This is a genomic window from Pseudomonas alkylphenolica (assembly GCF_000746525.1).
Classification (GTDB): domain Bacteria; phylum Pseudomonadota; class Gammaproteobacteria; order Pseudomonadales; family Pseudomonadaceae; genus Aquipseudomonas; species Aquipseudomonas alkylphenolica.
Genome location: NZ_CP009048.1, coordinates 5400075 through 5422033, shown reverse-complemented (window position 1 = coordinate 5422033; position 21959 = coordinate 5400075). Strand labels below are relative to the sequence as shown.

Below are 21959 nucleotides of genomic sequence, written 5' to 3'. Positions count from 1 at the left end.
GTGTCCTCGCAAGTGCATTGTGTTTTTGGCTATCCGAGCGACGCTCCTGCCTGTTTGGCAATTGCGGCGCGTAGTGGTTCAGAGGCCTGGGTGTATGTGTCCAGGCTCGTCTGCTTCGCCAGTTGTAGATCCATGTATTCGTAAGCGATTTGTTTCGCCTGGTCGGTGTCGAAGGCGTCTCCGGACAACGCACCGCGCAGCCACAGACCGTCGATCAACGCTGCCAGCCCGCGGGCCGCGCTGCGTGCTTCAGGCAACGGCAGGGCGCGGCGGAACTGGCAGCACAGGTTGGAATACAAGCGGTGATCGTTGATCCGCTGCAACCTGTGCAAAGACGGCTGGTGCATGCTGGAGGCCCAGAAGGCCAACCAGGTTTTCATTGCCGGGCCGTTGACCTGGCTGGCGTCGAAGTTGCCTTCGATGATCACCTGCAGGTGGGCACGCGGGGTGTTGTCCTTGAGCGCCTGCCGGTTGGCGACGACGTTCTCGTTCAGCACGCTCATCAAATACCGCATGGTCGCTGCGATCAGGCCGTTCTTGTCCTGAAAGTAGTGACTGATGATGCCATTCGACACACCGGCCAAACGGGCGATCAGCGCAATGCTGGCGTCACCCATGCCGACCTGGTCGATGGCCAGCAAAGTGGCTTCGATCAACTGCTGGCGGCGGATGGGTTGCATACCGACCTTGGGCATCTTGCAAATCTCCTCAGGCCTGCGAGCAGTCGACGAGCGGCTGCCTCGGCGAAGGCCAGTCTATTTTGTTTTGATTGAACGTTCAATCAACAAAGAATAAGCTCTGCGACAATCTGTGCCATTGACAGGTTTTTCCTGCCGTCAGCTGGCCCAAATTGGCACCCCAAAAAGGCGTGGAACCCCCGAAATACAAGGTGTTGACGGGTGTAAGCGGCGCGTTGAACAGATCTGCCGAGCGGTCGAGGACTGCACGGTCAACCCTCGGAGCGGGGTTTTCGTTCTGTTTTTTTTCAACGCAATCGATTCGGGATCACGGTTTTCCAAGGTGCTTTTATAACACCTGACGCAGTGGGGCTATTGCACCATTTGCTCAGGCAAAGGTCGTTTCGTTTCTCTCGCACTGCCCGGAGCCTACGTGCAATGAGTTCTGCCTCCCTTACCAAGACCCCTACTGAGAGGGTCCGGGTCAACCGCGTGGTGTTCATCACCTCCGCGTTGCTGATCCTCGTGTTGACTGCCTTGCTTATCGCGGTACCGGAAAAAGCCGGCGAAGTGCTCAACGTTGCCCAGACCTGGCTGACACGCAGCTTCGGCTGGTATTACATGCTGGTGATCGGCGGCTACCTGGTATTCGTGGTCGTCCTGGCCTTCTCCAGCTTCGGCAAGCTCAAGCTTGGCGGCAAGGACGACAAACCCGACTTCAGCTACGGCGCTTGGGCCGGCATGCTGTTCTCCTCGGGTATCGGCATCTCGCTGTTGTACTTCGGCGCTTCTGAGCCGCTGGACCACTACTTCAACCCGCCAGAAGGCACCTCGGCCAGCGCCGAGGCTGCGCGCCAGGGCCTGCAGCTGACCTTCCTGCACTGGGGCCTGCACGGCTGGGCGATCTACGCCCTGGTCGGTCTGGCCGTGGGTTACTTCGCCTACCGTCACAACCAGCCGCTGGCACTGCGCTCGGCGCTGTATCCGCTGATGGGTGAGCGCTGGGTCAAGGGTGGCGCCGGTCACGCGGTGGACATCTTCGGCATGTTCGTGACGCTGCTGGGGCTGGTGACCAACCTCGGTATCGGTTCGATGCAGGTGGCCTCGGGCCTGGAATACCTGTTCGGCATGGACCACAGCAAGACCAACCTGCTGATCGTGATCCTGGTCATGGCCACCGTGGCCACTGTGGCCGCAGTGTCCGGCGTGGAGAACGGCATTCGCCGCCTGTCGAACCTGAACATCATCCTGTTCAGCGGTCTGCTTATCTTCGTCCTGCTGGCCGGTGACACCCTGCACCTGCTCAACGGTTTCGTGCAGAACATCGGCGACTACCTCAACGGCATCGTGCTGAAGACTTTCGATCTCTATGTCTACGAAAGCGAGGCGGGCAAGTCCGAGCGCTGGCTGGGGCTGTGGACCGTCTTCTACTGGGCCTGGTGGATTTCCTGGGGCCCGTTCGTCGGCATGTTCATCGCCCGTATCTCCAAGGGCCGCACCGTGCGTGAACTGGTGGCCGGGGTCCTGCTGATCCCGCTGGGCTTCACCCTGGCCTGGCTGTCGATCTTCGGCAACACCGCGCTGGACCTGGTGATGAACCATGGCGCCGTGGAGCTGGGCAAGACCGCCCTCGAGCAGCCGTCGATGTCGATCTACCAACTGCTGGAATTCTTCCCGGCGGCCAAGATTGTCATTGGTGTAGCGGTATTCGTCGGCTTCGTGCTGTTCCTCACCCCGGCCGACTCTGGCGCGGTGATGATGGCCAACCTGTCGTGCAAAGGCGGCCAGGTCGACGAGGACGCGCCGCACTGGATGGTGGTGTTCTGGTCGGTGGTGATCACCCTGGTGACCATCGGTCTGCTGTTCGCCGGCAACTTCGCTGCCATGCAGACCATGGTGGTACTGGCTGGCTTGCCGTTCTCGGTGGTGCTGGTGCTGTTCATGTTCGGCCTGTACAAGGCCATGAAGCAGGACAGCCAGATCGAGCAGGAACAAGCCGAGCTTGCAGCCCGCGGTCGCCGCGGCTTCAGCGAGCGCCTGAGCCAGCTCGACCTGCAGCCGACCCAGGCGATGGTTCAGCGCTTCATGGACAAGCAGGTCAGCCCGGCACTGAAGGAAGCTGCCGTGCAGCTGCGCAACCTGGGCGTTGAGGTGGAGACCCGCGTCGGTCAGTCGCGCTCGACCATGGGCCTGCGGGTGATGATGGAAGAGGGTAACCCTTTCGTCTACGAAGTGAGCCTGGACGGCTACCTGGCCGCGCCAAGCGAGGCACCGGTCGAAGGTGAAAGCGAAGTGCGCCAGCGCTTCTACCGTGCCGAGGTGTACTTGCACAACGGCAGCCAGGAATACGACCTGATGGGCTTCACGCCCGACCAGATCACCCGTGATGTACTCGACCAGTTCGAGAGCCATCGCCAATTGCTGGGCCGTGTGTACAGCTGATAACAGCTGATTCACCGCAAGGGGTCCTGCTCGTGAGAGCAGGGCCCCTTTTTCGTTTCGGTACCGCTCATCGCTGACGCGGACCGGAGCAATATATAACACCGGTGCACATGGACGGCTGGGTAGCGTGGGCTCCTGTCAATTTGCCAGGAGTCATATGTTCATGAGCAGCCAAGCAACACAAAACCCTACCCTGGATTTCAAGCACGCCGTGGCACTGCAGTTCGCCAGCCGTCCTACCCTGCGCCAGGTCGCCGGGCAAAAGCTCCTGCAGCTTTTACTCGAATACTATCCCAGGCTCGCCAATGTCCGGCCGCAACTAATCGATGCAACACCACTTCGCCTGTTGGTTCCCCAGCCCGGGCCAGGACACTACCAGTCGTCAGAGCCGTTGCTGGAGGTCCTGCTGCAGGCCGTACTGGACGGAAAGGCGCTGGATCTGGAGGAGGCCTATGGCCGGCAGCACGGGCTGACCTTCCCTGAACCCTACCGCTTCGAGGGTAGTGATGGTCATGAGTACATTGCGTTGAAAGGCGTCACTGAGGCCATCAACGATCTGGTGCTCGAATTGCCATACCATTTCCAGCAAGCTCAGGTCGAACACTGGCAAGCAGAGTCAGGCTCGGGAGTCAGTCGCGATCGTTGGCTGCAGCAGACACTGAAGTCGGCATTGCTGCGCAATCTGCCCTGGCAAAAGCTCGATGCTCAGCAGGAAGCCTGCATCCGTGGGCTGCTTGAGGGGGGCTCGCACGGTCCGAGTGTATTCACTGTAGAGGTAGAGCTCGAAGTAGACGGTGAGCGTTTCTTGCAAACACTGCCGAACCTGCTGGTGAGTGGTGAATGGGATGAGCGCACAGTGGTGTTGTGGTGCTCACCTTCAAGTGTGGTGAGGTCATTTGCCTCGCTCGATGATTTTGCCTTGGCACTGCGAGACGAGCTGGCTGAGCAGTACCGCTTCGATGCAATGAGCTGGAACCGCTATGAGCTGGAAGGTGACGTTTACGCTCAGCAGGCTGCATTGCTGCTGGAAGTCATGCTCGATTCAGTGCAGCGCTTGCGCTACTCGCGGATGGCAGACGTTGCACAGATGGAGCAGGTCTTTGCAGCCCTGAGCGACCCGTCGCAATGGTTCATCGCAGGTTACACCGTCCAAAGTGCTGCGAGCATCACACTGCCGCCAGGCATATTGCGGGCTTCGCCAGGGGACAGCTTCGCCTACCAGTGCGCATTGTTCGAACTTGCCTTGGCCCAGGCCAAATCGCAGGGCGCTGCGGCGCTCGACGGTGTGTTGGACCTACACAGCTATGCCAGCCAGCGCTTGCGAACGCAGCTGCTCGCCGATCATCCGGTTGATGCCAACTACTTTCCTGATGACTTGAACCTGACGCTCACGGTTGCCAGGGGTATACCGGGTGGCGCGGGAGCGGGGGTCGGAGGCGGTGTGGTGGAAACCAGGACCATGACCCTGACGGAATTTGCCGTCGGTAATCTCAGCGCCCTGCAGGGGGCGACATTGACCGCCATCGAGCACCGTGAAGGGCAACTGATCATGCCCTGGATGACCCTCGACTATGTCCAATCCCTGGTCGAGCAGGTCGACATTGGCGGCCACTATCCGAACTACGTAGCACAAAAACTCGACGACCCAGCGACCCGTGAACAGCGGGTGACCTGTTTCGCCCGGGAGTGGCGCTGCTCACTGCTGTTCAGTGCGCTCAAGGCAAAGCTGGGAGGGACCTTGAGTGAGGCGGGCCTGCAGTGTGTCGCTGACTACTGTCGCGGCGATGTCGACCGGGATCTGCCCGCCACCACCCTGATGCCCCTGGCGTTCAAGCGTGAACCGGGCGCCAGCGAGTCCGATCTGGTCAGCGGTATGTATGTGCTGTTCTCGGCGCAGCCTGCGTTAGTGCTGTTGTACCGGCCTTTATATGCATCTTTGTCTATCAAGGAATTCGCCAGCCTTGAGGCGATGATGGTCGCGATTCGTCAGGAAGGAGCACTGCAGGACAGCATCCTCGACTGGTTGATGCCGCAAGTGCGAAGTGTCTATGACCACGGCGGGTTCAGCGAGCCGCATCTGGGGCGACCGATCCTCGATACTTCGTTGCTGCCGGAATCAGTACAGCCGGCAAGTCTTGCCACGCAATTCTGGCGGATCGACGTCGATGCGAAGCTCTACAAGGCAAACCGCGATCTATTGGTCGAACTGGCCGACCGTCAGTCAGTATCAAATGCCGAGAGCCGTTGGGCAATCCTTGCCGAAGGTGCCTGGTTGCTGTTCGACGTGGTCACCTTGTTGCTGCGTGGACCCGCAGCTACCGTGGCCTGGCTGGTGCAGGGCATCCACGGGTTGAAAAGCGATCTGTCGGCACTTACTCAGGGCAGTGCGTTCGAGCGCTCGGCCGCGGTGGTCGATCTGCTCCTGAATCTGGGCATGGTCCTGTTCCATAGCCGATTGCCTCAGGGGGAAGTGTCTGTGATCGGTCGCTTGCCCGATGTTTCCGGACTTGAAGGGCCTCTGGCCCAAAAACGGGAGTTCGGGGAAATAGAGCTGGTGCCGGTGCTGGAGAAACAAGGCTTGCCCGGTTCGCTCGGAGAACGCCTGGGCATGCAGCTGGACTTTACCTGGCGTGGAAGGCATGGGGTCAATGTTCTCCCGGGCGAGCAGCGCAAGACGCTACTCACTATGCGCTCAGATGTTTCTCTGAACGGCCTGCAGCCGCTCGAATCCGGGGCTACCCACGGTTTGTACAGCATTGGCGGGCATTACTATGCAGCGTTGGCTGCTGATGTTTATCGGGTCGATGTGTCAGAGCAAGGTGTGCGAGTGGTCAGCGCTAAGGGAACCTTGGGGCCCTGGTTGTTTTTAGAGCATGGACAATGGCGTGTCGACTCCGGGTTGCGTCTGCTGGCTGGCGGGCCGAGACGGCGAGTTGACCTGGTCAGGGAGGAGAACCAGAAGGCGTTTGATGGATTTAACACTCAGCAGGAGGCCGTCCTCGTCGAGCGAAACCGCGTCGCTGAAGGTTTCAACCTGAGTAATGCAGCATTGGGCGATCGAGAGAGCCATATTGAAAAGCTGCAGGCCCAGAGGGCTAAAGTGCCTGCAAATATGGACGGTCTCACCTTGACTCTAGCGTTCGACAGGAAGATCGCGTTAGCCAAAGCCGATGCCCTGGCAGCCAAGTATCAGGTGTTTGAGGATCTGAAAGAACTGATCAAAGTGGACCTGAAGTTAGACAAAGTCCTGTCGAACATGGTCCAGCCAAAGTTTGCCCGACAAGAGTTGATGCCATCTGTAAAGCGCCAGCGAGGCGCGATCCGTCAGGAGCTGATCGATCACTGCGTGGTTATCTACAACGATTTAGCGGCCACAATCAACCATCTCAATGTGCAAACGCTCATCAATGAAATGGTAGCGCAACCTATCAGCGACACTGAGCTTGAGCACTATGACTTCGTGCGATCTTTAGTTGATAAAGCTGTGACGCTGCGTTTTGACCTTCTCTGGGCATCGGAACGTCTGGACTGGCTGCTGACTGACACGTTGAAGGATGATGAAATCGTTTTCCTGGACGAGAGCGAGGCACGCCAGAGCAAGCAGGTCCAGTTAGAGGGAATGATCGAGCAGCGTCGGCTTACCTACAACGATCTACTCATGGGCTTGCTCGAAGACCTGGCGGAATTGTGTCTTGATCGCAAGGCGGAGATTGATGAAGAGATACTCATCCAGTTTCACCAGAAACTGTGGAATGAGGAGTTGAAAAGCGCAGGAAGCGCCCATGGTGAGTTGGCGGCGCTTGACCTGTCAGTGACGGACAGGATCAGTGTATTGACGGGGGCGTTGAAGAGTTACCGCGCCGCCCAGTGGAACGCGGCGTATCTTGCCGAAACCGGTGGTGTTGCGATCAAGAGTGACTCACTCCGGCAGTATCAGGGCGTCCTCGACACCCTGATTGGTTCAGCGGAGGACGAATTGGCTCAGATGATCCGTGAGTCAGAGCTTTCCGAACCTGTTCTACCCAAGCCTCGTTTGTACCAGCGCCGAAACGGCAAGCATCGTGTAGTTCAGACACACAGTGGGCGCAGCGTTATTGGTGAAGAAGTGGAGGTCAATGGCGTTAACGTCGTGCAGCAACGGGACTCCTCTGGGGCCAAGGTGTTGAAGACGTTCAACAGGCAAGATAATCATTGGGTGGAGCAAGTCGAAGAGCCGGCGAGCGAAGTCCAGCCATTACCCAGCTCCAGGGATGTTGGAGCCGCCAGGTCGAATGCGCGCGCAGCGCTTGGACAGCTTGAGTCGATCATCAGACTGGCCAGGCAATATATCGGGAAAGATGAGCCGATTGGCATGCAATCGGTGATTGAAGGGCATGTCGAGAAACTTAATGAAGCCTCAAAAGCCCTGGAAAGCACAGGCGTCGCTAGCGATCTTGAGACGCAGCTGAAGGATGCTATCGCGCGTCTGGAGGACACGCAGCAGGATCTGTTGACCAGTTACTACCTGACGACTAGCCATCCGACGGCTGCCAGTCTTCGATTCCTGTTCAATGAGAAACAGATTTCCATTAGGCGTACCGTCAGGCGAAAAGTGCTTTCGCCTAACGATTATCTGGATATCTATGAAATCCAGCGTTTGCCATCTCGGGGCAATGAAAGAGGCGCAGGCCTTTGGGAGGCACATTTCCATTATCGAGATGCCATGACTCCGGCGCATCAGTTTTCTAAAGGACACTTGAAAATCTGGTCGCAGCGCACGATGGGCTGGAAAACGCAGATGGAGGCTGTGCGTGGCAGCTCGCACGAGTTGCTGGCGGTCTATCGAGGTAATCTGACGTTAAGTGACGTCATTGGGGTAATACCTTTCGAGTGAGCCGCTTTAGCGATTGCGATACACGCCATGGCTGCCATGGGCAGGCATGGCCTGGTTACCCCGTTCGGCAATCATCTGCCGAAGGTTGATCAATTCGATGCCCTGGCTCCTGAGCCGGGGCATTTCACGTTCCAGTACTTCGAGGGTTTGCGGGTAAGGGTGACCGATCAGTACGGCTGATCCCTGTTTACGCGCCAGCTCGACGCCAAGCCGCAATTGCCCGGCAATCGCCTCGGCTGTACGTACATCATCGAGGAACACATCGCGCGAAACATGCGCCAGGTCAACTGACTGAGCCTTGGCGGCGGCGACGGTGGCGGCGCTGGTGCGGCTGTCGACAAAGAACAGGTGGCGGCGCTGCAGTTCGCCCATCAGCCAGGCCATTGGCTCGGCTTGCGAGGTCATGCGGCTGCCCATGTGATTGTTGATCCCGGCGGCGTAGGGCACCTTGGCCAAGGCCGCATCCAGACGTTGCGCCAGTTCCGCTATCGGCGTGCCGGGGTGCCAGGCATAGGGGCCGGTGGCCGGGTCCATGGGCATGTGCAGGATCACCGTTTTGCCCGCCTTGTGGGCCTGGCGGGCAAATTCAGTGGCGTGAGGGGTGTCGGGCATGATCGCCATGGTCACCGGGCCGGGTAGCGCCAGGGTGCGGCTATCGCGGGCGCTGCTCTGGCCAAGATCGTCGATGATCAGGCTCATATAGGCCTTGCCCTGTTGGGCAGGCGCCGCGAACACGGCCCCGCTCAACAGGTACAGCAGAAGACACAACAGGTAACGCATGCAGGGGATCACTTGCTGTGAGTAATGCTCAAGCCCTTGAGCAGGCTGAGGGCCTGGCTCAGCTGGAAGTCATTGTCCTGCGGACGATCCTTGCGTTTGGCACTGCTCGATGGTCGGTCGGCGCCGCCGTTGCCGTTGCCCAGGTGGCCCTGCAGGTCGGCTTCCTTGAAGTTGTCGTTGTCCACCTCGGCGGTCAGTTTGGCCTGACGCACTTCGATGTCCGGGACAATGCCCTGGGCCTGGATCGAGCGGCCGTTCGGGGTGTAGTACAAGGCGGTGGTGAGTTTGAGGGCGCGGTCGTTGTTCAGCGGCAGTACGGTTTGTACCGAACCTTTGCCGAAACTGTCGGTGCCCATCAGCACGCCACGTTTATAGTCCTGCAGGGCGCCGGCGACAATTTCCGAGGCCGAAGCACTGCCACCGTTGATCAGTACCACCAATGGCACGCCTTCGCTGGCGTCGGCCGGGTCGGCAGAGAAGCGCAGCTCGGAGTTGGCAATGCGGCCCTTGGTGTAGACGATCAGGCCTTTGGTCAGGAAGTGGTCAGCCACTTCCACCGCCGACTGCAGCACGCCACCGGGGTTGTTGCGCAGGTCGAGGACCAGGCCGCGCAGCTTCTTGCCGTTATCCTTACGCAGCTTGGCCAGGGCCTTGCCGACTTCTTCACCGGTCTTGACCTGGAACTGGGTGATGCGGATATAGCCGTAGCCGTCTTCAAGCAGCTGGCTCTTGACGCTCTTGACCTGAATCACCGCACGGGCAAGGGTCACGTCGAAAGGCGTGCCGCCGTCGCGCACCAGAGTCAGGGTGATTTTCTCGCCGATCTTGCCGCGCATCTTGTCGACTGCTTCGGTCATGGTCTGGCCGCGGGTCGGCTGGCCGTTGATCTTGACGATCAGGTCACCGGCCTCGATGCCGGCGCGCGAGGCCGGGGTGTCATCGATCGGCGATACCACTTTGACGAAGCCGTCTTCCATGCCGACTTCGATGCCCAGGCCGCCGAACTCGCCGCTGGTGCTTTCCTGCAGCTCCTGGAAGTCTTCCGGGCCGAGGTAGGCGGAATGCGGGTCGAGGTTGCTGAGCATGCCCTTGATGGCGTTCTCCAGCAGGGTTTTGTCGTCCACCGGCTCCACATAGGCCGCCTTGATCCGGTCCATGACTTCGGCGAAGGTGCGCAGCTCGTCCAGCGGCAGTGGCGCCTTGGCAGGGGCCGATACCGTCGTGGCCGGCACCGAGGTCGGCTTGACGGGCTCGGCCGCACGGGCCAGGGGCGCGCCGAGGACCAGGGCGATGGTCAGGGCCAGCGAGGTGAGGCGAGGCGAATGCAGCATGTCGAACGAACTCCTGATCCTGGTAGCGCTCCGGCTGGAGCCTCGGCGTAGCCCGATATCGCGCTACGCCGTCAAATACGGGTGGTGGTACCTATCCCTGGGCACGGCACCATTGTGCGGGATCGCTTGGGCGACCTTGCTGGCGGATGGCGAAGTACAGCCCCGAGCTGTCCTGGCCGCCGCTGTTGCCGACGGTGGAAATGGCCTCGCCGGCCTTGACGACGTCTCCGGCGCTCTTGAGCAGGCTCTGGTTATGGCCGTAGAGGCTCAGGTAACCATTACCATGGTCGAGAATGACCAGAAGTCCAGCGCCGCGCAACCAGTCGGCGAACACCACCCGGCCACCGTGCACGGCACGCACCTGGCTGCCTGGGGAGGCGCTGATCATCACGCCGTCCCATTTGGTCCGCGAATCACCGCCGCGGGTTTCGCCAAAGCGTGCCAGCAATCGACCATTGACTGGCCATGGAAGTTTGCCCCGGGCTGAAGAAAAAGCGCCGCCGAAGGTTTCGCCGCTGCTGGAAACCAGCGGGCCGGGGATGCTCTTGGGCTTGCTCGGCGCATCTTCCTTGGCTGCCAGGGCTTCGCGCTGGCGCTGCTTTTCCGCCTCCTGAGCCGCTAGCAGCGCCTTTTGCCGCGCTTCTTCGGCTTCACGGGCCTGACGGGCGAGGGTTTCCTCGATGGTCTTGAGGACCTTGCTCAGGTCGGCCTGGTCTTGCTCACGAGCTTGCAGCTTCTGGTCACGGGCCTTGACGTCGTTGTTCAGCTTGGCCAGCACCTGCTGGCGTTCGGTGCGGACTTTTTCCAGTTCCTGGCGCTGGGCATCGAGGTTACCTTGCTGGGCCAGCAACTGGGCCTGCTGCAGGCTGATGTCCTGCTCGACGTTGGCCAGCTGGCGCAAGGTTTCATTGAAGCTGCGCAACTGCTCCAGGCGCGCCTGGCTCAGGTAATCGTAATAGGTCAGGGTGCGCGCGAATTTCTCCGGGTTCTGCTGGTTGAGCAGCAGCTTGAGGTATTCCTCGCGACCGTTCTGGTAAGCCGAACGGGCCTGGATGGCAATCAGGCGTTGTTGTTCAACGCGGGCGCTCTGGAGTTTTTTTTTCTCGTGATCAAGGCGCTCCAGCTCGCCCTGAGTCTTTTTTAGTTCCTGTTGCAGGGCCTCCACCTGCTTTTCCAGCTTGCCGATGTCGGTTTCTGTGCTGCGCAGGTCTTTCTGCACACCGGATTTTTCCTGCTGCAACTGGCCGAGCATTTTCTTCAGCTCGGCAATGTCCTGACGCGTGGCGTCGAGTTGCTGCTGGGTTTGCGCGCGCTCGTCGGCAAACGCCGGGCTGAGCAGGCAAGACAGGGCTAGAACAATCAGGGCGCGAAACATGGAGTGGGCGACACCAGGGATAGAGACTGGCCTAGTATGCCCGCCGCGGCTTGCAAAAAAAACGCCTCAAGGCAACTGCATTGAGGCGTTTGTCCGGAAAACCGACCGTTGCGGCCGGTTTAGCGGCTTCAGGCGTCGATCAGAATCGACGTACCGGTCATTTCTGTCGGCTTTTCCAGGCCCAGCAGCTTGAGCATGGTCGGCGCCACGTCAGCCAGCACGCCGCCTTCGCGGACCTGCAGGTTGCGCTTGCCAACATAGATGAACGGCACCGGCTCGGTGGTATGCGCGGTGTGCGCTTGACCTGTGCAGGCGTCTTCCATCTGCTCGACGTTACCGTGGTCGGCAGTGATCAGGGCTTCGCCACCGACCTTGTCCAGCGCCTCGACGATACGGCCGACACACAAGTCCAGGGCTTCGACAGCCTTGACTGCGGCTTCGAACACGCCGCTGTGGCCGACCATGTCGCCGTTGGCGTAGTTGACCACGATCACGTCGTAGCGCTGCTGCTCGATGGCTTCGACAATGCGGTCGGTGACTTCCGGAGCGCTCATCTCCGGCTGCAGGTCATAGGTGGCGACCTTCGGCGACGGGATCAGGATGCGCTCTTCGCCTTCGAACGGCTCTTCACGGCCGCCGGAGAAGAAGAAAGTGACGTGGGCGTACTTCTCGGTTTCGGCAATACGCAGCTGGGTCTTGCCGTTTTTCGCCAGGTATTCGCCGAGCACGTTGTCCAGGCTGCCCGGTGCGAACGCGGCAGGCGCCGGGATCTTGGCCGAGTACTGGGTCAGGCCGATATAGGCGGCCAGTTTCGGCAGGCGCGCGCGTGGGAACTCGTTGAAGTCGGCTTCGACGAACACCCGCGACAGTTCGCGGGCGCGGTCGGCGCGGAAGTTCATGAAGATCACCGCATCGCCGTCTTCGACCGTGACCGCTTCGCCAACGCGCGTGGCTTTGACGAACTCATCGCTTTCGCCACGGGCATAGGCCGCTTCCAGGCCGGCCAGGGCGCTGTCGGCGGTGTATTCGGCGGCGCTGTCGACGATCAGGTTGTAGGCAGCCGATACGCGGTCCCAGCGGTTGTCGCGGTCCATGGCGAAGTAGCGGCCGATCAGGCTGGCGATGCGGCCCTTGCCGAGCTTGGCGAAGGTGGCGTCGAGCAGCTCGATGGACGATTGCGCGCTTTTCGGCGGCGTGTCGCGACCGTCGAGGAAGGCGTGCAGGTAGATTTTCTCGGCACCACGCTGAGCAGCCAGTTCGGCCATGGCGATCAGGTGATCCTGGTGACTGTGCACGCCGCCATCGGACAGCAGGCCGAGGATGTGCACGGCCTTGCCGGCAGCCACGGCCTTGTCGACTGCGCCGCAGAGTACGGCGTTGTCGAAGAACTCGCCGTCCTTGATGGCCTTGGTGACCCGGGTAAAGTCCTGGTACACCACGCGACCGGCACCGAGGTTCATGTGGCCGACCTCGGAGTTGCCCATCTGTCCGTCAGGCAAACCGACGTCCATGCCGGAGCCGGAGATCAAGCCGTGCGGCTGGGTAGCGCGCAGGCGATCGTAGACCGGCGTGTTGGCCGAATAGATGGCGTTGTATTCGTGGCTTTCGCTGTGACCGAAACCATCCAGGATGATCAGGACCAAAGGTTTTGGCGTGCTCGTCATCAATCCCACTCACGGTTGTTCAGATGATAAAGACACGCATTTTAGGGCAAATTGGCCATGAATGACGAATTAACCTTGTTCGCCACCGGCTGCTGGCCGACGGACTGCAGGGGTTAGCTGAGAATTACTGCCGACAAGCCGGTCGGGCGGGCTTTGGCCGACCTTGGGGGCTGTGTATACTGGCCAACATTTTTAATGGCCTGGAACACCCTCCGATGGTTGCTCACCTGATTGAATTCGCAACAAATCACTATCTGCTGGTTGGTATCTTCGTCGTTCTGCTGGTGCTGCTGATCATCACCGAAGCGCGCAAAGGCGGACGCAGCCTGAGCACTGGCGAGCTGACCGCGCTGGTCAACAGCGATAAAGGCCTGGTGATCGACATTCGTTCGACCAAGGATTACGCCGCTGGCCATATCGTCGGTGCCCTGAACATTCCGCAGGACAAGTTCGCCGCGCGTATCGGCGAGCTGGAAAAGCACAAGGCCAACAAGACCCTGATCGTCGTCGACGCCATGGGCCAGCACGCTGGCACCACCGCCCGCGAACTGCTCAAAGCCGGTTTCACCGCTGCCAAGCTGTCTGGCGGTGTGTCGAGCTGGAAAGCCGACAACCTGCCATTGGTGAAGTGAAATGAGCGACGTCATCGTCTATTCCAGCGATTACTGCCCTTATTGCTCGCAGGCCAAGCGCCTGCTGCAGAGCAAAGGTGTGGCCTTCGAAGAGATCAAGGTCGATGGCAAGCCGCAGGTGCGCGCCGAAATGAGCCAGAAGGCCGGCCGTACCTCGGTGCCGCAGATCTGGATCGGCAGTACCCACGTCGGCGGTTGCGACGACCTGTATGCCCTTGAGCGCGCCGGTAAACTCGACGGCTTGCTCAAGGCCTGAACCAGAACCCCTATTAAAGACCCTGGAAAGAAGGATCTGTCATGACTGATCAACAGAACAACGACGCAGCAGCAGCCGACGAAAGCACCCCGCAATTCTCCCTGCAGCGCATCTATGTGCGTGACCTGTCGTTCGAAGCGCCGAAAAGCCCGGCGATCTTCCGTCAGCAGTGGGAGCCGAGTGTTGCCCTGGACCTGAACACCAAGCAGAAAGGTCTGGAAGGCGATTTCCACGAAGTCGTACTGACCCTGTCGGTAACCGTCAAGAACGCTGACGAAGTGGCCTTCATCGCTGAAGTCCAGCAGGCCGGTATCTTCCTGATCAAGAATCTCGATGCGGCTTCGATGAGCCACACTCTGGGTGCGTTCTGCCCGAACATCCTGTTCCCGTACGCGCGCGAAGCACTGGACAGCCTGGTGACCCGTGGTTCGTTCCCGGCGCTGATGCTGTCGCCAGTCAACTTCGACGCCCTGTACGCCCAGGAAATGCAACGCATGCAGGAAGCTGGCGAAGCCCCTTCGCTGCAATAAGCCTGTTGCGATGTAGCGAAAAAGCGCCCTGATGGGCGCTTTTTTCTTGGGCTCTTTCGCGGGGCAAGCCCGCTCCCACAGTGTTCAGTTAACCTCTGTGGGAGCGGGCTTGCCCCGCGATAGCATTCAGGCAAAACCTTGCTGGCGCCAGGCCTCATACACCGTCACTGCCACGGTATTGGACAGGTTCAGGCTTCGGCATCCCGGCCGCATCGGCAGGCGCAGGCGCTGCTCGGCGGGCAGGCTGTCCAGCACCTCGGCAGGCAGGCCACGGCTTTCCGGACCGAACAGGAAGGCGTCGCCAGGCTGGAATGCCGTCTCGTGGTAGGGGTGCGAGGCCTTGGTGGTGAAGGCGAACAGGCGCGGCTGGCCGAGGCTTTCCAGGCAGCTGGGCAGGTCGGCGTGGCGCTTGAGGGTGGCATACTCGTGGTAGTCCAGCCCGGCGCGGCGCAGACGCTTGTCGTCCAGCTCGAAGCCGATCGGCTCGATCAGGTGCAAGTGACAGCCGCTGTTGGCGCACAGCCTTATAATATTGCCAGTATTCGGCGGAATCTCTGGTTGAAAGAGGATGACGTGAAACATGCACGGCTCCGAGCATAAAGATGGCGAGCATTCTACTCCTGAACCGGACCCGCGTTCGCAGCAATGGCCGCGCGTGCTGTTTTCCCTGGCGATTTTCGGCATGTTGGTGGGCTTGATGATCGGCCGGTTGACCGCGCCCGAGCCGCGGGTGCTGGAGCAGGTGCAGGTGGTCGAGGGTGGGCTGGACCTGTGGTTCAACGAAGAACCCAAGCTGCACGGCGAAGAAGTCGATGGCACCCTGGCCTTACTGTTCGAGGCTGAAGGCAAGGTTGCCCGGGGTCAGTTGCGCCAGCAGGGCAAACCGGTCAGTTGGCGGGTGCAGAAAAGTGATGGCGGGTTGCTGGTGACCCTGGTCGCGGCCCGTCCTCTGCACGGCAACTGGGCCGGTGCAGAGGATGAGGGGCGCTGGCGTGTGCAGGTGAGACTGCACGAATAAAAGAGGGGAATCCCCGGCCTGCCTGTACCAAGGCCCCCAAAACTGGAAGTACTGATACTAATGCAGGGTGTGTGCCAGTTTTATTGCAGCCCGCAGATTAGTGGGTTTAGCGGGCTGGGACGGGGGTTTTACCGGGGGTTTGTGCCTTGCTGCGGTGCGTCGGGCACAGGTTCGGTGCATGTGGGGGCGGTGGGAGCGGGCTTGCCCCGCGATACGATGGGGCTGACAAACCGCTATCGCGGGGCAAGCCCGCTCCCACCAGTCGCCCGGATCACGCCTCGTCGTCGCCGTCCTCTTCGCCACCGGCGACCTTCATCCCCAACTCCTTGATCTTGCGCGTCAGGGTATTGCGCCCCCAGCCGAGCAATACCGCGGCATCGCGACGGCGGCCAGCGGTGTGCTTGAGGGCGATTTCGATCATGATCCGTTCGAAGCTCGGCACGGCGCTGTCGAGCAGGCTGGTTTGACCACGGGCCAAGGCCTGGTCGGCCCATTGGCGCAGCGCCTGCTCCCAGTTGGTCACCGGCGTGCTGTCCTGCGGCAGATTGAGCAGCTCTGGCGGCAGGTCGCCGATATGCACTTCGCGGCCCGAAGCCATTACCGTGATCCAGCGGCAGGTGTTCTCCAGCTGGCGCACGTTACCGGGCCATGGCAGGTTGCGCATGAACTCTTCGGTCTCGGGTTTGAGCAGCTTGGGTTCAACCGCCAGCTCTTGAGCGGCGCGGCCGAGGAAGTGCCGGGCCAGGGTCGGGATGTCCTCGCGACGGTCGGCCAGGCGCGGGATATGGATGCGGATCACGTTGAGGCGATGGAACAGGTCTTCACGGAACTTGCCGGCCTGCACCAGGGTTTCCAGGTTCTGGTGGGTCGCGGCGATGATACGCACGTCGACTTTCACCGGCACATGACCACCGACCCGGTAGAACTCGCCATCGGCCAGTACCCGCAGCAGACGGGTCTGGGTATCGGCCGGCATATCGCCGATTTCGTCGAGGAACAGGGTGCCGCCATCGGCCTGTTCGAAACGCCCGCGACGCAGATTGGCGGCACCGGTAAACGCGCCTTTTTCATGACCGAACAGCTCGGACTCCATCAGGTCCTTGGGAATTGCCGCCATGTTCAGGGCGATGAACGGTGAGGCCGCCCGTGGGCTGTGGCGGTGCAGAGCGTGAGCCACCAGTTCTTTACCGGTACCTGACTCGCCGTTGATCAGCACGGTGATGTTGGAGTGGCTCAGGCGACCGATGGCGCGGAACACCTCCTGCATCGCCGGCGCCTCGCCGATGATTTCCGGGGTACGGGTCAGGCTTGGGGCGATATCCAGGCCCTGTTGCTCCTGGGCGTGCTGGTTGGCGCGCTTGACCAGCGACACCGCCTCATCGACGTCGAACGGTTTGGGCAGGTATTCGAATGCGCCGCCCTGATAGGACGCCACCGCGCTGTCCAGGTCCGAGTGGGCGGTCATGATGATCACCGGCAGGCGCGGGTGCTGCTCGCGAATCTGCGCCAGCAGGTCCAGGCCGCTGGCCCCGGGCATGCGGATATCGGAGATGATCACGTCCGGCTGCTGCCGGGCCAGGCGGCTCATGACGCCGTCGGCACTGTCGAAACTCTGGGTGGTCATGCCTTCCTGTTGCAGGGCTTTTTCCAGGACCCAGCGGATGGAGCGATCATCGTCGACGATCCAGACGGTTTCACTTCGGCTCATGAGGCGGTGGCTCCTTGTTCCAGCGGCAGAAAGATCGAGAAGGTGGTGTGGCCTGGATGGCTGTCACATTCGATCAGGCCCTGGTGCTGGCTGATGATGTTCTGGGTAATGGCCAGGCCCAGCCCGGTACCGTCCGGACGGCCGCTGACCATGGGGTAGAAGATGGTTTCCTGTAGCTCGCCAGGGATACCCGGGCCGTTGTCGATGATCTCGACCTTGGCCACCAGGCGATGGCGGGTGTGGCCGATGGTGAACTGTCGCATGGCCCGGGTGCGCAGGCTGATGCGGCCCAGGCGCAGTTCGTTCTGGCCGCTGATGGCCTGCATGGCGTTGCGCACGATATTGAGCACGGCCTGGATCATCTGCTCGCGGTCGATCAGTACGTCCGGCAGGCTCGGGTCGTAATCACGCACCAGGGTGATGCCGCCCTGGCTTTCGGCTTCGACCAGGCTGCAGACCCGTTCGAGTACTTCGTGGATGTTGGTCATGGCCAGCGACGGCAGCTTGTTCGAGCCGAGCATCCGATCGACCAGGTTGCGCAGGCGGTCCGCCTCTTCAATGATCACGTTGGTGTAATCCTTGAGACTTTCCTCGGGCAATTCCCGCGAGAGCAGCTGTGCGGCGCCGCGAATCCCGCCCAGCGGGTTCTTGATCTCGTGGGCCAGGCCGCGCACCAGCAGCTTGGTGGTTTCCTGCTTGGACAGCTGGGCCTCTTCCTTGGTGATGCGCAGCAGCCGGTCGCGGGGGTGGACCTCAAGCAGCAACAAGGTCCGGCCACTGCTGAGGATCGGCGTTACCGCATAGTCGACGGTCTGGGTCTGCCCGGTCAGCGAGGTCAGCTGTGCTTCGCGCTTGGTGAATGGGTGCGCGTGTTCCACCGCCTGGCGCAGGGAATTGAGCGCTTCAGGGGATTCGGTGAACAACTCGCTGATGAATTGCCCATGGCTGCGCTGGCCGCTGATGGCCAGGAGCATTTCCGCTGCCGGGTTCATGTACTCAAGGCGCAATTCGGCATTGAGCAGAATGGTGGCAGTGGTCAGGTTGTCCAGTAGCAGTCGGTGCAGGGCATCGCTGATGGTCATGGGGCGTCGGTGACCTCTTTTGGCTCATGACGACCCCGGCTGGGCCAGGGTCGCGGGCGCTGGTTGTCTGCTGGTGAGAAGAAAATGCAAAAAACAAACCAAGGCTCCGAAAAGAAGCGGATTTGCCGGATAAAGACCTGTATTTGCGCTAAATATGGCTACAAAGCCCTGATCTGGCGGTTTTCTTGAACCAAAATGGGCTGATTCGCTTAGGTGCAGGCTATTGCGTGCACCAATATAGAGCATAGAGGAGTTCTGCAGTGGGAGCGGGCTTGCCCCGCGATTGCGGTGTGTTAGGCAAATCGCTTCGCGGGGCAAGCCCGCTCCCACCGGGGGAGTGAAAAAAAAGGCCTCCCGAAGGAGGCCTCTCTTTGATGGCGTTACACCGTCACGGAATCAGCAGCTGTAGTACAGCTCGTATTCCAGTGGGTGTACGAAGGTGCGGACCTTGATCTCTTCTTCGCTCTTCAGCTCGATGAAGGCATCGATGAAGTCGTCGGAGAACACGCCGCCTTTGGTCAGGAACGCACGGCCCTTGTCCAGCTCTTCCAGGGCTTCCTTCAGGCTACCGCAAACCTGCGGAATGTCCTTGGCCTCTTCAGGCGGCAGGTCGTACAGGTTCTTGTCGGCGGCATCGCCTGGGTGGATCTTGTTCTGGATACCGTCCAGACCGGCCATCAGCAGTGCGGCGAAGGCCAGGTACGGGTTGGCCGACGGGTCCGGGAAGCGCGCTTCGATACGGCGGGCTTTCGGGCTGGAAACGTAAGGGATACGGATCGAAGCGGAACGGTTGCGAGCCGAGTAGGCCAGCATTACCGGAGCTTCGAAGCCTGGCACCAGACGCTTGTAGGAGTTGGTCGACGGGTTGGTGAAGCCGTTCAGGGCCTTACCGTGCTTGATGATACCGCCGATGAAGTACAGGGCAGTGTCGGACAGACCGGCATAGCCTTCGCCTGCGAAGGTGTTCTTGCCTTCTTTCCAGATCGACATGTGAACGTGCATGCCCGAGCCGTTGTCGCCGTACAGTGGCTTCGGCATGAAGGTGGCAGTGCGGCCATAAGCGTCGGCAACGTTGTGCACGACGTATTTCAAGGCCATGACTTCGTCAGCTTTCTTCACCAGGGTGTTGAACTTGACGCCGATTTCGTTCTGGCCGGCAGTCGCCACTTCGTGGTGGTGAACTTCGACGGTCTGACCCATTTCTTCCAGTGCGTTGCACATGGCAGTACGGATTTCGTGGTCGTGGTCGAACGGCGGAACCGGGAAGTAGCCACCTTTGACGCCTGGACGGTGGCCTTTGTTGCCGCCTTCAACGTCCTGGTCGGACATCCACGAGCCTTGCTCGGAGAAGATCTTGAACATCGAGCCGGAAATGTCCGACTTGAACTTCACTTCGTCGAAGATGAAGAACTCAGGCTCTGGACCGGCGAACACGGTGTCACCGATGCCGGTGCTCTTGAGGTACTCTTCGGCACGCTTGGCGATCGCGCGCGGGTCACGGTCGTAACCCTGCATGCTCGAAGGGTCGACGATGTCGCAGGTCAGGATCAGGGTCGGCTCTTCGGTGAACGGGTCCAGCACGGCGGTCTCGTCGACCGGCATCAGGATCATGTCCGAGGCTTCGATGCCTTTCCAGCCAGCGATGGAGGAACCGTCGAACATCTTGCCGACTTCGAAGAAGTCTTCCTCCAGCGCATCACGGGCCGGCATGGTCACGTGGTGCTGTACGCCCTTGGTGTCAGTGAAGCGCAGATCAATCCATTTAACGTCATGATCTTTGATGAGTTGAACCGACTTCGACATAGTGTCCTCCGGGTGGGGTAGAGCTAGCCTGTGCAGCCCTGGAATTTGGGTGATGCCGGGCGCGAATAGTCGGCCAAGGCAACCTGCATCACAAGGGAGCAAATTGCATGCCAGTGCCCCGGTTTGGATTTTTTGCCCGATTGCCAAGCATTTCAGGGGTGCCGGGCTGAAATTCGGGCAGTTTTCTGCACTCTTAAGAGGCGTAAATGAAGTGGCACGCCTCATTTTGGTGCGCGGAAAACCTTCTGTAGATTAATTGGTTAAACCTTGAGCAATTTCCGCTATAATCCGCGCCCCACTTTTTTAGTCGGCAGCTCGCGCACAGTTTTTCATGAAACTAATCGTAAAAGTCTTCCCAGAGATCACCATCAAGAGCCGCCCGGTTCGCAAGCGCTTCATCCGTCAACTGGGCCGCAACATCCGTACCGTGCTCAAGGACCTCGATCCTGCGCTCGCGGTCAACGGTGTCTGGGACAACCTCGAGGTGGTCACCCACATCGAGGACGAGAAAGTCCTGCGCGAGATGACCGAGCGTCTGACCTGCATGCCGGGCATTGCCCACTTCCTGCAGGTCGATGAGTACCCGCTGGGTGACTTCGACGATATCGTTGCCAAGTGCAAGGCGCACTTCGGTCACCTGCTGGCCGGCAAGCGCTTCGCCGTACGCTGCAAGCGTGGCGGCCACCACGACTTCACTTCGATGGACGTCGACCGTTATGTCGGCAGCCAGCTGCGTCAGCAGTGCGGTGCCGCCGGTATCGACCTGCGCAACCCCGAGGTCGAAGTGCGCATCGAAGTGCGTGACAAGCGTCTGTACGTGATCCACAACCAGCACAAGGGCATCGGCGGCTACCCGCTGGGCGCGCTGGAGCAGACCCTGGTGCTGATGTCCGGTGGTTTCGACTCCACCGTGGCGGCCTACCAGATGATGCGCCGCGGCCTGATGACCCACTTCTGCTTCTTCAACCTTGGCGGCCGTGCCCACGAGCTGGGGGTGATGGAAGTCGCCCACTTCCTGTGGAAGAAATACGGCAGCAGCCAGCGCGTGCTGTTCGTCAGCGTGCCGTTCGAAGAAGTGGTCGGCGAGATTCTCGGCAAGGTCGACAACAGCTACATGGGGGTGACCCTCAAGCGCATGATGCTGCGCGCGGCGACCAATATTGCCGACCGTCTCGAGATCGATGCGCTGGTCACCGGCGAAGCGATCTCCCAGGTGTCGAGCCAGACCCTGCCGAACCTGGCAGTGATCGACTCGGCCACCGAGAAGCTGGTGCTGCGCCCGCTGCTGGCCAGCCACAAGCAGGACATCATCGACCAGGCCAACCAGATCGGCACTGCCGAGTTCGCCAAGCACATGCCCGAGTACTGCGGCGTGATTTCGGTGAACCCGACTACCTGTGCCAAGCGTCACCGCGTTGACCATGAAGAGAAGCAGTTCGACATGGCCGTGCTCGAGCGCGCCCTGGAGCGCGCTCGCCTGATCTCCATCGACCACGTGATCGATGAACTCAGCCAGGATATTCAGATCGAAGAAGTCAGCCAGGCGCTGGCCGGGCAGGTGGTGATCGACATTCGTCACCCCGACGCCCAGGAAGACCAGCCCCTGGAACTGGACGGCATCGAGGTCAAGGCCTTGCCGTTCTACGCCCTGAACAGTCGCTTCAAGGAGCTGGACGCTACGCGCCAGTACCTGCTGTATTGCGACAAGGGTGTGATGAGTCGCCTGCATGCCCATCATTTGCTCAGTGAGGGACATGCCAATGTGCGCGTTTATCGTCCGACATAAAA

Annotated in this window: 16 protein-coding genes; 7 read left to right on the top strand and 9 right to left on the bottom strand. The window is 60.4% G+C overall.

The features are described 5' to 3' along the window. Positions 1 to 29 precede the first annotated feature (29 nt). Complete coding sequence (gene betI / locus PSAKL28_RS24815) at positions 30 to 695, bottom strand: transcriptional regulator BetI (protein WP_038615503.1); 666 nt, start codon at positions 693 to 695, stop codon at positions 30 to 32. A gap of 420 nt (positions 696 to 1115) precedes the next feature. Here betI and PSAKL28_RS24810 point away from each other — a divergent pair, with 420 nt between their 5' ends. Continuing rightward, on the top strand, positions 1116 to 3119 hold the full coding sequence (locus tag PSAKL28_RS24810) for a BCCT family transporter (protein WP_038615501.1): 2004 nt from the start codon (positions 1116 to 1118) through the stop codon (positions 3117 to 3119). 163 nt (positions 3120 to 3282) lie between these two features. Beyond that, positions 3283 to 7992, top strand: a complete 4710-nt coding sequence (locus PSAKL28_RS24805; RefSeq protein WP_038617004.1) for a dermonecrotic toxin domain-containing protein — start codon at positions 3283 to 3285, stop codon at positions 7990 to 7992. A gap of 6 nt (positions 7993 to 7998) precedes the next feature. On the opposite strand, the gene PSAKL28_RS24800 is transcribed toward PSAKL28_RS24805, so the two are convergent. From PSAKL28_RS24800 to gpmI, 4 genes are all read right to left on the bottom strand, one after another. Continuing rightward, a complete protein-coding gene (locus tag PSAKL28_RS24800; RefSeq protein ID WP_038615500.1) occupies positions 7999 to 8772 on the bottom strand; it encodes a divergent polysaccharide deacetylase family protein in 774 nt (257 codons plus the stop codon). A gap of 8 nt (positions 8773 to 8780) precedes the next feature. Further along, positions 8781 to 10103 carry a S41 family peptidase gene (locus tag PSAKL28_RS24795; protein WP_038615499.1) on the bottom strand — a complete coding sequence of 441 codons (1323 nt, stop codon included), beginning with the start codon at positions 10101 to 10103 and terminating at the stop codon, positions 8781 to 8783. Positions 10104 to 10194: 91 nt separating this feature from the next. Then, the gene (locus tag PSAKL28_RS24790; RefSeq protein WP_038615498.1) at positions 10195 to 11478 is read right to left on the bottom strand and encodes a murein hydrolase activator EnvC family protein; all 1284 of its coding nucleotides are present in this window, start codon (positions 11476 to 11478) and stop codon (positions 10195 to 10197) included. Between the two features lie 128 nt (positions 11479 to 11606). Then, positions 11607 to 13142: a 2,3-bisphosphoglycerate-independent phosphoglycerate mutase gene (gene gpmI, locus PSAKL28_RS24785; RefSeq protein WP_038615497.1), complete on the bottom strand. Its 1536-nt coding sequence runs from the start codon at positions 13140 to 13142 to the stop codon at positions 11607 to 11609. 215 nt (positions 13143 to 13357) lie between these two features. Here gpmI and PSAKL28_RS24780 point away from each other — a divergent pair, with 215 nt between their 5' ends. From PSAKL28_RS24780 to secB, 3 genes are read left to right on the top strand one after another with little or no spacing between them, the layout of a single operon-like run. Continuing rightward, positions 13358 to 13774, top strand: coding sequence for a rhodanese-like domain-containing protein (locus PSAKL28_RS24780; RefSeq protein ID WP_038615496.1), 417 nt, complete (start codon positions 13358 to 13360; stop codon positions 13772 to 13774). Position 13775: 1 nt separating this feature from the next. Next, positions 13776 to 14030 carry a glutaredoxin 3 gene (grxC, locus tag PSAKL28_RS24775; RefSeq protein ID WP_038615495.1) on the top strand — a complete coding sequence of 85 codons (255 nt, stop codon included), beginning with the start codon at positions 13776 to 13778 and terminating at the stop codon, positions 14028 to 14030. Positions 14031 to 14071: 41 nt separating this feature from the next. Next, positions 14072 to 14560, top strand: coding sequence for a protein-export chaperone SecB (secB, locus tag PSAKL28_RS24770; protein ID WP_038615493.1), 489 nt, complete (start codon positions 14072 to 14074; stop codon positions 14558 to 14560). A 126-nt stretch (positions 14561 to 14686) separates the two neighbouring features. On the opposite strand, the gene PSAKL28_RS24765 is transcribed toward secB, so the two are convergent. Then, positions 14687 to 15142, bottom strand: a complete 456-nt coding sequence (locus PSAKL28_RS24765; RefSeq protein WP_010222290.1) for a tRNA (cytidine(34)-2'-O)-methyltransferase — start codon at positions 15140 to 15142, stop codon at positions 14687 to 14689. Here PSAKL28_RS24765 and PSAKL28_RS24760 point away from each other — a divergent pair. Next, positions 15141 to 15578, top strand: a complete 438-nt coding sequence (locus tag PSAKL28_RS24760) for a hypothetical protein (RefSeq protein WP_038615491.1) — start codon at positions 15141 to 15143, stop codon at positions 15576 to 15578. The genes PSAKL28_RS24765 and PSAKL28_RS24760 overlap by 2 nt on opposite strands. Before the next feature lie 271 nt (positions 15579 to 15849). Here the strand turns inward: PSAKL28_RS24760 and ntrC are convergent, their stop codons facing one another. The 3 genes from ntrC to glnA all read right to left on the bottom strand — a co-directional run bounded on the left by ntrC (position 15850) and on the right by glnA (position 20171). Beyond that, entirely contained in the window at positions 15850 to 17286 is a 1437-nt protein-coding gene (ntrC, locus tag PSAKL28_RS24755) for a nitrogen regulation protein NR(I) (protein WP_038615489.1), read from the bottom strand. After that, entirely contained in the window at positions 17283 to 18368 is a 1086-nt protein-coding gene (gene glnL, locus PSAKL28_RS24750) for a nitrogen regulation protein NR(II) (protein WP_038615487.1), read from the bottom strand. Before glnL ends, ntrC begins: the two co-directional genes overlap by 4 nt. Positions 18369 to 18764: 396 nt before the next feature. Continuing rightward, positions 18765 to 20171 (bottom strand): type I glutamate--ammonia ligase, encoded by a 1407-nt coding sequence (glnA, locus tag PSAKL28_RS24745; RefSeq protein ID WP_038615485.1) that lies wholly within the window; start codon positions 20169 to 20171, stop codon positions 18765 to 18767. A gap of 331 nt (positions 20172 to 20502) precedes the next feature. On the opposite strand from glnA, the gene thiI reads away from it, so the two are divergent. Beyond that, complete coding sequence (gene thiI / locus PSAKL28_RS24740) at positions 20503 to 21957, top strand: tRNA uracil 4-sulfurtransferase ThiI (protein WP_038615483.1); 1455 nt, start codon at positions 20503 to 20505, stop codon at positions 21955 to 21957. Positions 21958 to 21959 lie beyond the last annotated feature (2 nt).

Excerpts from the sequence above, each read along its gene's own strand:
- PSAKL28_RS24790 (WP_038615498.1), bottom strand. The coding sequence starts at position 11,478 with ATGTTTCGCGCCCTGATTGTTCTAGCCCTGTCTTGCCTGCTCAGCCCG.
- thiI (WP_038615483.1), top strand. The coding sequence starts at position 20,503 with ATGAAACTAATCGTAAAAGTCTTCCCAGAGATCACCATCAAGAGCCGC.
- PSAKL28_RS24760 (WP_038615491.1), top strand. The coding sequence starts at position 15,141 with ATGCACGGCTCCGAGCATAAAGATGGCGAGCATTCTACTCCTGAACCG.
- secB (WP_038615493.1), top strand. The coding sequence starts at position 14,072 with ATGACTGATCAACAGAACAACGACGCAGCAGCAGCCGACGAAAGCACC.
- ntrC (WP_038615489.1), bottom strand. The coding sequence starts at position 17,286 with ATGAGCCGAAGTGAAACCGTCTGGATCGTCGACGATGATCGCTCCATC.
- grxC (WP_038615495.1), top strand. The coding sequence starts at position 13,776 with ATGAGCGACGTCATCGTCTATTCCAGCGATTACTGCCCTTATTGCTCG.
- glnL (WP_038615487.1), bottom strand. The coding sequence starts at position 18,368 with ATGACCATCAGCGATGCCCTGCACCGACTGCTACTGGACAACCTGACC.
- PSAKL28_RS24805 (WP_038617004.1), top strand. The coding sequence starts at position 3,283 with ATGAGCAGCCAAGCAACACAAAACCCTACCCTGGATTTCAAGCACGCC.
- PSAKL28_RS24795 (WP_038615499.1), bottom strand. The coding sequence starts at position 10,103 with ATGCTGCATTCGCCTCGCCTCACCTCGCTGGCCCTGACCATCGCCCTG.
- PSAKL28_RS24780 (WP_038615496.1), top strand. The coding sequence starts at position 13,358 with ATGGTTGCTCACCTGATTGAATTCGCAACAAATCACTATCTGCTGGTT.
- PSAKL28_RS24810 (WP_038615501.1), top strand. The coding sequence starts at position 1,116 with ATGAGTTCTGCCTCCCTTACCAAGACCCCTACTGAGAGGGTCCGGGTC.
- betI (WP_038615503.1), bottom strand. The coding sequence starts at position 695 with ATGCCCAAGGTCGGTATGCAACCCATCCGCCGCCAGCAGTTGATCGAA.
- PSAKL28_RS24800 (WP_038615500.1), bottom strand. The coding sequence starts at position 8,772 with ATGCGTTACCTGTTGTGTCTTCTGCTGTACCTGTTGAGCGGGGCCGTG.
- gpmI (WP_038615497.1), bottom strand. The coding sequence starts at position 13,142 with ATGACGAGCACGCCAAAACCTTTGGTCCTGATCATCCTGGATGGTTTC.
- glnA (WP_038615485.1), bottom strand. The coding sequence starts at position 20,171 with ATGTCGAAGTCGGTTCAACTCATCAAAGATCATGACGTTAAATGGATT.
- PSAKL28_RS24765 (WP_010222290.1), bottom strand. The coding sequence starts at position 15,142 with ATGTTTCACGTCATCCTCTTTCAACCAGAGATTCCGCCGAATACTGGC.